This window comes from Pseudoalteromonas sp. S1608, assembly GCF_005887265.1.
GTDB classification, from domain to species: Bacteria; Pseudomonadota; Gammaproteobacteria; order Enterobacterales; family Alteromonadaceae; genus Pseudoalteromonas; species Pseudoalteromonas undina.
In genome coordinates this window covers 1-10,957 of the sequence record NZ_PNDK01000016.1, presented here as the reverse complement: position 1 = coordinate 10,957, position 10,957 = coordinate 1, and the positions used below count along the sequence as shown (strand labels likewise).

Sequence of the window (10,957 nt, the reverse complement as noted above, 5' to 3'; positions counted from 1 at the left end):
GGTTGGATTTGCAGCAGTATGTTTGGTTTTTAGGCAAGGCAGAGCCTATGTAGTGTGGTTATTCCCCATAAATAGGCGATAACGCAGCATAAATACCAAACATGCGCTGCCCTCTGGGTTCTTTCTCGGGACGATAAACTCTTTGTTGCTCGGTTTTTACTTAGCCCGCTAGGTTACACACCTCGCGCCGCGATTTAATCGCCCCTAGGTTGAACAAACTTCAATCCGCAATGATCAACACGCCCTAGTAAAAAAGGATAATTTACCCATTATGCATACGTATTCAGTTTTTATTTAATCAATCACCAGACTAGTGTTAACCACTTGTAAATAATGTCGAGTATGTTGTTTAACTCGCTCAACACTTGGAACACACACTATGAAGCTGAATAAAATAATCACCACTGCAGGATTGAGCCTTGGCTTAACTTTACCAAGCTTAGCTATGGCTGCACCTACAACATTTGTGCATCTATTCGAATGGAACTGGCAAGATATAGCTCAAGAATGTGAACAGTTTTTAGGGCCCAAAGGATATGCTGCTGTACAGGTATCTCCGCCTAACGAGCATATTACAGGTAATCAATGGTGGACTCGCTACCAACCTGTGAGCTACCAACTGCAAAGCCGTGGCGGGAACCGGACGCAGTTTATAGATATGGTTAATCGATGTAATTCGGCAGGCGTAGATATATATGTTGATACCCTAATAAACCATATGGCTGCAGGTAATGGTACTGGTACCGACGGTAATAACTTTGGTAATAAACAATACCCTATTTACAGCCCACAAGATTTTCACCAAAGCTGTTCAATTAACCCTGAGGATTACGGTAATAATCGCTATCGTGTGCAACATTGCGAGCTGGTAGGGCTTGCCGATTTAAATACCGCTTCAACTTATGTGCAAAATACGTTAGCGGCATATATTAATGACTTACAAGCCTTAGGAGTTAAAGGCTTTAGGTTTGATGCTGCTAAGCATGTTGCTGCAAGTGATATTCAAAGTTTAATGGCAAAAATAAATGGCTCGCCAGTGGTTTTTCATGAGGTGATAGATCAAGGTACTGAAGCGGTAGATGCCTCAGAGTATTTAAGTACAGGTTTAGTTACTGAGTTTAAATACAGTACACAGCTTGGTAATACATTTAGAAATGGCTCGCTTGCGTGGCTAAGTAATTTTGGTGAAGGTTGGGGTTTTATGCCAAGTTCATCAGCTGTGGTATTTGTTGATAACCATGATAACCAACGTGGGCATGGTGGTGCGGGTAATGTAATTACTTTTGAAGATGGCCGTTTATACGACCTAGCTAACGTCTTTATGTTGGCGTATCCGTATGGGTACCCAAAAGTCATGTCGAGTTATGACTTTCATGGTGATACCGATGCAGGTGGGCCAAGTGTGCCAGTGCACAACAATGGTAACTTGGAATGTTTTGCAAGCAAATGGAAGTGTGAGCATCGTTGGTCGTACATTGCTGGTGGTGTTGATTTTAGAAATAACACTGCCGATAACTGGGTTGTAACAAACTGGTGGGATAACACCAATAACCAGATTGCATTTGGGCGAGGTAGCTCAGGCCATATGGCAATTAATAAAGAAGACTCAACTTTAAATGCAACAGTTCAAACAGATATGGCTGCTGGGCAGTACTGTAACGTATTAAAAGGTGAGCTTTCGGGTGATGCTAAAAGCTGTAGTAGTGAGGTTATTACAGTTAATAGTAACGGCACGATTAATTTAAATGTGGCGCCATGGGATGCCATGGCTATTCATAAAAATGCTAAATTACTACAAGGCTCGCTCCCTAATAACGGCGGTGATTGGCAAAGAACCGTTGTTTTTATCAATGCGCTAACACAAAGCGGACAAGATATGTTTGTTCGTGGTGGAATAGATCACACTTATGCCAATGCAAACCTTGGTAGAAACTGCCAAACAACGAACGTTGAATGTGCCATGCCTATTCGTCACAACAATTTAAAAAACAACACCACTTTGCCTTGGAAAGCAAACGATAATTACCTAGATTGGTATGGTATCGAACAAGGTCAAAGCAGTGAGGCGCAAGGTAGCGCTATGGATTGGACTACTAATATATGGCCTAGTGAATTCGGGGCGAAAAAAACGGTAGATAGCGATGGTTTTGGCGTTACACCGCTTAATATATGGGGTGAACACTACTGGATGCTTGATGTTGATATGGATTGCAGTAAAGCCGTTAACGGCTGGTTTGAACTCAAAGCATTTATAAAAAATGGCCAAGAGTGGGAGGGCGATATAAACCAAGCTGATACCCCATATGCAAGCACTAACCATATGGCCCAGTGCGGCAAAATTAATATGTTTGAATTTAATAGCTCAAGTGTAGAGGTGCGTGACTTTTAAATATGCACTTTTAATCATGTACTTTAAAACGTGATTATTATTTAAAAACCAAGTGTGTTAAAGGCACTTGGTTTTTATTTTTTACATGCACCTAATTAGCTATGTAATTTCATAGTGTGTTTATAAATCAGCTGGTATTATTGTTTTATTCGCTATTTAAAATCAAAGCAACTCAATGAAAAACTTCAATAAACTAACTTTGCTAAGCACTCTCGCTGCAGCTTTATTTATAAGCCATAGTGCGCATGCAAACATGAGTCCTGTAGGGCTTTGGAAAACCATTAATGAAGACACCAAAGAAGCAAAGTCTTATGTACGCATTACTGAGCATGATGGCGTACTGACTGGCAAAATTGAAACAATACTCAATAAAGCCAAGCAAGATGCGCTTTGCAGCGAGTGTGATGGTGATAAAAAGAATCAGCCGATGCTAGGCATGACCATTATTGAAAACGTAACTTATGCAGGTGACGGTAGTTGGGAAGACGGTGAAATACTCGACCCAAATAACGGTAAAACCTACAGCGTGCGTTTAACTCCGCAGCAAAATGGCGAAAAACTTGAAGTGCGTGGTTATGTGGGCTTTTTTTACCGTAACCAATACTGGTTAAAAGTAGAGTAGTTAAATATTAAAAAGCGCTGCATGGCAGCGCTCTTTGCAAGAGCGCAAAGTTACAGGGTTTCAGCGTACTCTGTCATCACTTGTTCTACCCAAGTGGCAATACGCTCGTCGCTTAGCTCGTACTGACTATCTTCATCAAGGGCTAAACCAACAAATTGTTTACCGTCTTCGGTAAGGGCTTTAGAGGCTTCAAATTCGTAATTACTGTCGTTAGGCCAAAAGCCAAGTTGAGTAATGGCTTGGGCATTTATTTCATCATGAAGCATGCCTAATGCGTCTTGAAACCATTGGCCATATCCTTGCTGGTCGCCCATACCAAATAAGGCTATGGTTTTACCATTTAGGTCAACGTCTTTTATGTCGTCCCACTTTGATTCCCAATCTTCTTGAATTTCGCCAAAGTCCCACGTAGAAATACCAAAAATGATAAAGTCATATTGCTCAGCGTTTTTAAGCGGCTCGTCTTTAATATTATGTAAGCTGACAATGTCGGCGCCTATAATGTCGCGTATTTTTTCTGCCGCCATTTCGGTATAGCAGGTAGTAGAACCAAAAAATAAACCAATCTGCATCGTATTTATCACTGTGTAATTGCCTGTTATGATAGGCTCAAGTTTACCGTAAGGTATTTTTAATTGATACCTTCTCCCGTGGTATTACCAACATGAGATCACAACGTGACAACGCTATCTGACGATTTACCTGAACAAAATAATGAGCTAAGCAGCAATAGCGACTTTTTAGAAACCTTTCTTGATAGCCTCTATTTAGAGCAAGGCGTAAGTGAAAACACGCTGAGCGCTTATCGCAGTGACTTAGATAAGTTTTGCCAATTTTTAAAAGGCGAAAACTTAATGACGGTAACCAGCCTCGACGTTGAAAGTTACTTGGCACATCGTGTTGATTTAGGGCTAAAGCCACGCAGTACTGCACGCAGTATTAGTGCATTAAAACGTTTTTATCAGTACTTTGTACGCGAAAAAATAATTAGCGACTCACCTATGGTCAATATTGCTCAGCCTAAAGCGGGGCAGTCGTTACCAAAAACGCTTTCTGAGGCTGAAGTAGAGGCGCTATTAAGTGCCCCCAATATTGAAGAGCCAATGGGGCTGCGCGACAAAGCCATGCTCGAGCTCTTGTATGCAACGGGTTTGCGGGTAACTGAGCTGGTAGGGCTGAGAATGGAGCAAATAAATTTGCGCCAAGCTGTGGTGTTTGTAAAAGGTAAAGGAAATAAAGAGCGATTAGTGCCTTTAGGTGAAGAGGCTATGTATTGGCTGGAGCAATTTTTAAAGCTTGGGCGAGCACAAATGATAAAACATGCCACCGATTTTGTATTTCCCTCTAAACGTGGGGTGGGCATGACACGACAAACTTTTTGGCATCGGATTAAACACTATGCTATTTTGGCATCCGTTGAGTCGCCGTTATCGCCCCACACCTTGCGACATGCATTTGCAACGCATTTATTAAATCATGGGGCTGACTTGCGTGTGGTGCAGATGATGCTTGGCCACAGCGACCTATCAACTACCCAAATTTATACGCATGTAGCGAATGAGCGATTAAAATCGGTGCATGCTGAGCATCATCCTCGTGCTTAAGCGAATTTTTTTGTCACTAAGCCGGTCATATAGACACGATAAGATAAGTATTTTTAGGATAGAGAACCCGTTATGAAAAAATTAATGTTAGCAGGTGCCATGTTGTGCACTAGTTTGAGCGCTTTTGCTAATGGTGTTGCAGTAACACCCGATGCCAATGATCCTATCGTGACAAAATTTGCCGCGCTAGGAGTAACTGTTAAACAAATTAACCCAAGTCCGGTTGCGGGCTTAAAAGAATTGATCACCAATAAAGGGGTGCTGTATGCAAGCCCTGACGGTCAGTTTTTAATGCAAGGTACGCTAATCGATTTAAACAACCGTAGTAATTTAACTGAGCAAGCACTTAATGGTGTGCGTCAATCAGGGTTAAAAGAATACGAAGATTCAATGATTGTGTATAAAGCGCCAGAAGAAAAACACAGCATTACCGTGTTTACTGATATTAGCTGTGGTTACTGTCGTAAATTACACCGTGAGCTTGATGACTTACTTGAGTCGGGTATTACGGTTAAATACCTAGCATTTCCACGTGGCGGCCTGCAAGGATCAGGTTATGCTGATTTAATGAATGTGTGGTGTGCTAAAGATCAGCAAGAAGCACTTACTGAAGCTAAATCTGGTGCAGATACACAAATTGTAAAAGACTGTAGCGCACCCGTTGCAGAGCATTACCAATTAGGGCAAAGCTTTGGTATTAGTGGTACACCGGCTATTATTTTAGAAGATGGCACGATGATCCCAGGCTACCAACCAGCTGCCGCATTAAGCGCTGCGCTTGAGGCCAACAAAGCAGGTTAATTAAAAACCTGAGTACCTGTTTAAAAAGGCCTTTATGGCCTTTTTTTGTCTTTTTGTTATGAATATCATAAGTTAAAAACCAGCATGAAAAAAATGATCATTGCGCGAGAACCCGTTGACGACTCTCATCTACCTAGTCATCTACATCCTGTTATTAAGCAAATTTATGCCACGCGTAACGTCTGCCATGCTGATGAATTAAATAATAGTGCGGCCACTTTGCTCGACTTTAAGCTATTTAAAGATATAGACAAAGCCAGCCAACTATTAATTGATGCACTGCATGCACAAAGTAAAATACTAATTGTTGGCGATTTTGACGCCGATGGCGCAACCAGCACCGCTACCTTAATGCAAGGGTTGGCCATGTTTGGCTTTACCCATTTAGATTATTTAGTGCCAGACCGCTTTAGTTTAGGTTATGGCTTAAGCCCTGCATTGGCTGAGCAAATAGTCACTATGCAGCCCGATTTAGTGATCACCGTAGATAACGGTATATCGTGTATTGCAGGGATTGATATTGTTAAAGCCGCAGGCATTAAAGTGCTGGTTACAGATCATCATTTACAAGGCGAGCAACTGCCTAATGCCGATGCTATTGTTAATCCTAATCGTCATGACTGTGATTTTCCCTCTAAGTCGATAGCTGGTGTTGGTGTGGCGTTTTATTTGCTTATCGCATTGAGAAGTGCGCTGCGTGAACAAGGCTACTTTAACCAACATCCTATGCCAAATATTGCTGACTTACTCGATATTGTAGCCCTTGGTACGGTGGCCGATGTGGTGGCTCTGGATGCGAATAACCGTACGTTAGTGCATCAAGGCTTGGCACGTATTCGAAGTGGTAAAACCCGCCCAGGTATCACCGCACTGATTGAAGTGGCTAATCGCAATGCAGCTCGTTTGAGTGCCAGCGATTTTGGCTTTTCATTGGCACCACGTTTAAATGCAGCAGGGCGTTTAGATGATATGAGCCTAGGTATAGCTTGCTTACTTAGCAACGACATAAATCAAGCAAGGCGCATAGCCGGTGAGCTTGACAGCTTAAACTTTGCCAGACGTGAAATAGAGCAAGGCATGCAAGTAGAAGCGCAAGCCGTGCTCGATAGATTGGCATTTAAAGAAGATAGTGTGCCTGATGCTATTTGTTTGTATCAAGACGATTGGCATCAAGGTGTTATTGGCATTTTAGCGGGGCGCTTAAAAGAAAAGTACCACCGCCCAACCGTGATATTTGCGGGTGGCGAAAACGGTGAAATAAAAGGTTCATGTCGCTCTATTGAAGGTTTACATATGCGCGACCTGCTTGAAGGTTTAAACACTGCGCAGCCTGGTTTAATTAATAAATTTGGCGGCCACGCAATGGCGGCAGGTTTAAGTATTAACGAGCAGCAATTTGCTGAGTTCAAACGCGCATTTGATAGTGCAGTTAGCGAGCAACTCAGTGAAGAAAGTAAACGCTGTATTGTATTTACCGATGGTGAGCTACCTAATGATTGCTTTAGCATGGATTTTGCCCAGCTTTTAAAACAATCGGGCCCGTGGGGGCAGCAGTTTCCTGAGCCGATATTTGAACACACCTTTGAAGTAATCCAGCAGCGTATTGTGGGTGAAAAACACTTAAAGCTAGTATTAAAGCATCAGTCTGCACGCTTAGTGGATGCCATAGCCTTTGGGATTGATGTAAAAGCGTGGCCAGATACCGAGGCGCAGTTTGTTAAAGTAGCGTATCAGCTCGATATAAATGAATTTAGAGGTAAATTTAGCTTACAACTTATAGTTAGAGAGCTTGAAAAAGTGGGCTAAAAAATATCTTCAAACCATGCATAAAAGGCTAATAAAACGCGCGGTTTTTTGTTAAAATCGGGCGTTTTTATTATTTAATGATTTTTAATTGCGCTCGGTCTCTTTTTTAAGTGCGCAATAACCTAGCCATTTTGGAGTAATGTACATGTTTGAAGTGAATCCTGTGATTAATCAAATCAAGGAAATTCGCGAACGTACTGAACTGCTTCGGGGGTACCTTTGACTACGCTCTTAAACAAGAACGTTTAGAAGAAGTTAACGCCGAACTTGAAGATTCAGCCGTATGGAATGAGCCTGAGCGCGCACAAGCCCTTGGTCGTGAAAAGTCAGCACTAGAAGCCGTGGTTGAAACAATCGATAACCTTGTTGCTGGTACTGACGATGTTGAAGGTTTAGTAGAGCTTGCTGTTGAAGCTGAAGACCAAGACACTTTTGATGAAGCACAAAGCGAACTAGCTGATTTAAACCAGCAGCTTGAAGGGCTTGAGTTTCGTCGTATGTTTTCAGGCTCTCACGATTCAAACGATGCCTACCTTGATTTACAGTCAGGCTCTGGCGGTACTGAAGCACAAGACTGGTGTAATATTTTACTGCGTATGTACTTACGCTGGGGTGAAGCAAAAGGCTTTAAAGTAGAGCTTGTTGAAGCGACCGATGGCGATGTTGCTGGTATTAAAGGCGCAACGGTACGTTTTTCTGGTGAGTATGCATATGGTTGGTTACGCACTGAAACAGGCGTACACCGCCTAGTTCGTAAAAGCCCATTTGATTCAAGTGGTCGCCGCCATACCTCGTTTGCATCTGCGTTTGTTTACCCAGAAGTTGATGACAACATTGAGATTGATATTAATCCGTCTGACTTACGTATAGACGTTTACCGTGCATCAGGCGCGGGTGGTCAGCACGTAAATACCACTGAATCGGCAGTACGTATTACCCACGTACCAACCAATACCGTGGTGCAGTGTCAAAACGAGCGCTCGCAGCATAAAAATAAAGCCCAAGCAATGAAGCAGTTAAAAGCGAAATTATTTGAGCTTGAGCTACAGCAGCAAAATGCTGAAAAGCAAAGCCAAGAAGACAACAAGTCTGATATTGGCTGGGGAAGTCAAATTCGTTCATACGTACTTGATGACTCGCGTATTAAAGACTTACGTACTGGCGTTGAAAACCGTAACACTCAAGCGGTACTCGATGGCGACCTAGATAAATTTATTGAAGCCAGCTTAAAATCTGGTTTATAACCACCAAGCTAAAAAAGAGCTAAAAAATGACTGATCAAATCCAAGACGAAAATAAGTTAATCGCTGAGCGTCGCGGCAAATTAGACGCTATTCGCGAAAATTGCCCAGCCAACGGTCATCCAAACCAATTCCGTCGTGAGCATTACACGGCAGATTTGCAGGCTGAGTTTGGTGATAAGAGTAAAGAAGAGCTAATCGAATTACAGCATGTGGTATCGATTGCAGGTCGTATTCTTGCTAAACGTGGTCCATTTATGTCTATTCAAGACATGAAAGGCCGTGTACAAGCATATGCCTCAAAAGACGTTCAAAAAGATTTAAAAGCAAAATATGGTCAGCTTGATATTGGCGATATTATTGGTGTTAAAGGCGCATTGAACAAATCAGGTAAAGGCGATTTATACGTAGAAATGACAGAGTACGAACTGCTGACTAAGTCACTTCGCCCATTACCAGAAAAATTCCATGGTTTATCAGATCAAGAAACTAAATACCGCCAACGTTATGTTGATTTAATTACTAACGAAGCAACGCGTGAAACATTCCGTATTCGCTCACAAGTAGTTGAAGGCATTCGTCGCTTTTTAGCAGACCGCGATTTTATGGAAGTAGAAACGCCAATGCTGCAGGTTATTCCTGGTGGCGCGACGGCACGTCCGTTTGTAACACACCACAATGCGCTTGATATCGACATGTACTTGCGTATTGCACCAGAGCTTTACTTAAAGCGTTTAGTGGTAGGTGGTTTTGACCGCGTATTCGAAATTAACCGTAACTTCCGTAACGAAGGATTATCGACACGCCACAACCCAGAATTCACTATGATTGAGTTCTACCAAGCGTATGCTGACTACATTGATTTAATGAACATCACCGAAGACATGTTACGTACAGTTGCAACTAACGTACTGGGCAGCCCAATTGTGGTTAACACCACTAAAGATGAAAACGGCGAAGTTGTTGACTCAGTAGAGTACGACTTTGGTCAACCGTTTACGCGTTTAAGCATGGCAGATGCTATCTTAAAATATAACCCAGAGTTTGATGCAGCGGTATTTAACGACCCAGAAAACCACTTTGAAGAATTAAAAGCGTACGCTAAACAAGTACACGTTAAAATTCCTGAAAACTGCGTATGGGGCCCAGGTAAGTTCTTATGTGAAATATTTGAAGAAACGGCTGAGCATATGCTTATCCAACCTACATTTATCACAGGCTACCCGTGGGAAGTATCTCCACTTGCACGTCGTAACGACGAAAATCCATTTGTAACTGATCGTTTTGAATTTTTTGTTGGCGGTCGTGAATTAGCAAATGGTTTCTCAGAGCTTAACGATGCACAAGATCAAGCTGAGCGTTTTACTCGTCAGGTTGAAGAGAAAGACGCTGGTGATGATGAAGCAATGCATTATGACGAAGACTACATTCGCGCACTTGAGTATGGTTTACCACCAACGGCAGGTGAGGGCATTGGTATTGACCGTTTAGTGATGCTATTTACTGACTCATCAACTATCAAAGATGTTATTTTATTCCCGCACATGCGCCCACAAGCTGACTAAGCTTGAAGGAATAAACTATAAAATTATTAACGCCGCTAATTAGCGGCGTTTTTTTTGCCTTATTGTTTGTGAGACATTGCCTAAACTTTATATTAGGGCTTTTAATTAATAAGTACTACACTGATAATAAAATGTAAGTACAAAGGGATATTAACCTTTAATTCAGTTTCATTATCATAAAGTTGCCTCACTGCTTAGCAACATTAAAGCAGTGCTATAACTTTTTGGTATGATTGTTTTTTAAACATTATGTTGTATTTATGTGAATTTTTTAGCTAAAATATGGCCGAAATTTGTACACGGTCATTCTTAGTCGTAAAAAATAAAAATTTCTAAAGGACTTAGATAAATAATATGAAAGTTAAACAAGTAGAATCTTTACCCGATGAGAGCACCACAGAGCAACAGCGACAAGCTTATTACCGCGCGTGCATTGCCGAGTTTCAAAAATTGGGCTACCAAGAGCAATATCTTGCTGAACTTACGGATGAACTAGTGCCAGTGATGGGTGTAAACTCAAGCACTCCAAATACCTAACCTGATTAATTTTCAAACTAATTACACTTTAAAACCAGACATGTGTGCAATCTATAGCCATATAGTCACTTTTGTCAGAAAAGTGTTTGACATATTTTCTGAAATCTTTATTATACGCCCCACAAGACGGAGAGGTGTCCGAGTGGCCGAAGGAGCTCCCCTGCTAAGGGAGTATAGAGTTTGTAGCTCTATCGAGGGTTCGAATCCCTCCCTCTCCACCATTTTTTAAATGGCGAAATCTTGTAAACGTAAAGATGGGCGCATAGCTCAGCTGGATAGAGTACCTGGCTACGAACCAGGCGGTCGGAGGTTCGAATCCTCCTGCGCCCACCACTCTTTACACACTCTGCTTAGAGTTAAAACAAGCAAAAATGAAAGTGGGCGCATAGCTC

At 41.9% G+C, this 10,957-nt stretch carries 9 protein-coding genes and 2 tRNA genes; 10 read left to right on the top strand and 1 reads right to left on the bottom strand.

Annotated elements, in window-relative coordinates:
* Positions 1-379 precede the first annotated feature (379 nt).
* Complete coding sequence (locus tag CWB75_RS08100) at positions 380-2,389, top strand: alpha-amylase (protein ID WP_138570360.1); 2,010 nt, start codon at positions 380-382, stop codon at positions 2,387-2,389.
* 175 nt (positions 2,390-2,564) lie between these two features.
* Entirely contained in the window at positions 2,565-3,011 is a 447-nt protein-coding gene (locus CWB75_RS08095) for a DUF2147 domain-containing protein (protein WP_054201892.1), read from the top strand.
* A gap of 50 nt (positions 3,012-3,061) precedes the next feature.
* Here CWB75_RS08095 and fldB read toward each other — a convergent pair whose 3' ends face one another.
* Complete coding sequence (gene fldB / locus CWB75_RS08090; protein ID WP_008467792.1) at positions 3,062-3,583, bottom strand: flavodoxin FldB; 522 nt, start codon at positions 3,581-3,583, stop codon at positions 3,062-3,064.
* A gap of 105 nt (positions 3,584-3,688) precedes the next feature.
* Between fldB and xerD the strand changes: the two genes are divergently transcribed.
* From xerD to CWB75_RS08050, 8 genes are all read left to right on the top strand, one after another.
* Positions 3,689-4,615 (top strand): site-specific tyrosine recombinase XerD, encoded by a 927-nt coding sequence (xerD, locus tag CWB75_RS08085; RefSeq protein WP_138570359.1) that lies wholly within the window; start codon positions 3,689-3,691, stop codon positions 4,613-4,615.
* Positions 4,616-4,687: 72 nt separating this feature from the next.
* A complete protein-coding gene (gene dsbC / locus CWB75_RS08080; protein ID WP_010391520.1) occupies positions 4,688-5,416 on the top strand; it encodes a bifunctional protein-disulfide isomerase/oxidoreductase DsbC in 729 nt (242 codons plus the stop codon).
* An 84-nt stretch (positions 5,417-5,500) separates the two neighbouring features.
* Positions 5,501-7,222 carry a single-stranded-DNA-specific exonuclease RecJ gene (gene recJ / locus CWB75_RS08075; protein ID WP_055012546.1) on the top strand — a complete coding sequence of 574 codons (1,722 nt, stop codon included), beginning with the start codon at positions 5,501-5,503 and terminating at the stop codon, positions 7,220-7,222.
* 145 nt (positions 7,223-7,367) lie between these two features.
* Positions 7,368-8,466, top strand: a protein-coding gene (gene prfB / locus CWB75_RS08070; protein ID WP_109874146.1) for a peptide chain release factor 2 whose coding sequence is annotated in 2 segments (ribosomal slippage) — positions 7,368-7,442 and positions 7,444-8,466 — 1,098 coding nt in all. Because the reading frame shifts where the segments join, the coding sequence is not laid out codon by codon here.
* 26 nt (positions 8,467-8,492) lie between these two features.
* The gene (gene lysS, locus CWB75_RS08065; RefSeq protein ID WP_010391516.1) at positions 8,493-10,028 is read left to right on the top strand and encodes a lysine--tRNA ligase; all 1,536 of its coding nucleotides are present in this window, start codon (positions 8,493-8,495) and stop codon (positions 10,026-10,028) included.
* A gap of 354 nt (positions 10,029-10,382) precedes the next feature.
* The gene (locus tag CWB75_RS08060; RefSeq protein ID WP_010391514.1) at positions 10,383-10,565 is read left to right on the top strand and encodes a hypothetical protein; all 183 of its coding nucleotides are present in this window, start codon (positions 10,383-10,385) and stop codon (positions 10,563-10,565) included.
* Between the two features lie 128 nt (positions 10,566-10,693).
* A tRNA-Ser gene (locus CWB75_RS08055) sits at positions 10,694-10,786 on the top strand.
* Between the two features lie 35 nt (positions 10,787-10,821).
* Positions 10,822-10,898, top strand: a tRNA-Arg gene (locus CWB75_RS08050).
* Positions 10,899-10,957 lie beyond the last annotated feature (59 nt).

What these genes read in the sequence shown, in the direction of transcription:
- fldB (WP_008467792.1), bottom strand. Translation starts at nt 3,583, where the DNA reads ATGCAGATTGGTTTATTTTTTGGTTCTACTACCTGCTATACCGAAATG.
- recJ (WP_055012546.1), top strand. Translation starts at nt 5,501, where the DNA reads ATGAAAAAAATGATCATTGCGCGAGAACCCGTTGACGACTCTCATCTA.
- CWB75_RS08060 (WP_010391514.1), top strand. Translation starts at nt 10,383, where the DNA reads ATGAAAGTTAAACAAGTAGAATCTTTACCCGATGAGAGCACCACAGAG.
- dsbC (WP_010391520.1), top strand. Translation starts at nt 4,688, where the DNA reads ATGAAAAAATTAATGTTAGCAGGTGCCATGTTGTGCACTAGTTTGAGC.
- CWB75_RS08095 (WP_054201892.1), top strand. Translation starts at nt 2,565, where the DNA reads ATGAAAAACTTCAATAAACTAACTTTGCTAAGCACTCTCGCTGCAGCT.
- lysS (WP_010391516.1), top strand. Translation starts at nt 8,493, where the DNA reads ATGACTGATCAAATCCAAGACGAAAATAAGTTAATCGCTGAGCGTCGC.
- CWB75_RS08100 (WP_138570360.1), top strand. Translation starts at nt 380, where the DNA reads ATGAAGCTGAATAAAATAATCACCACTGCAGGATTGAGCCTTGGCTTA.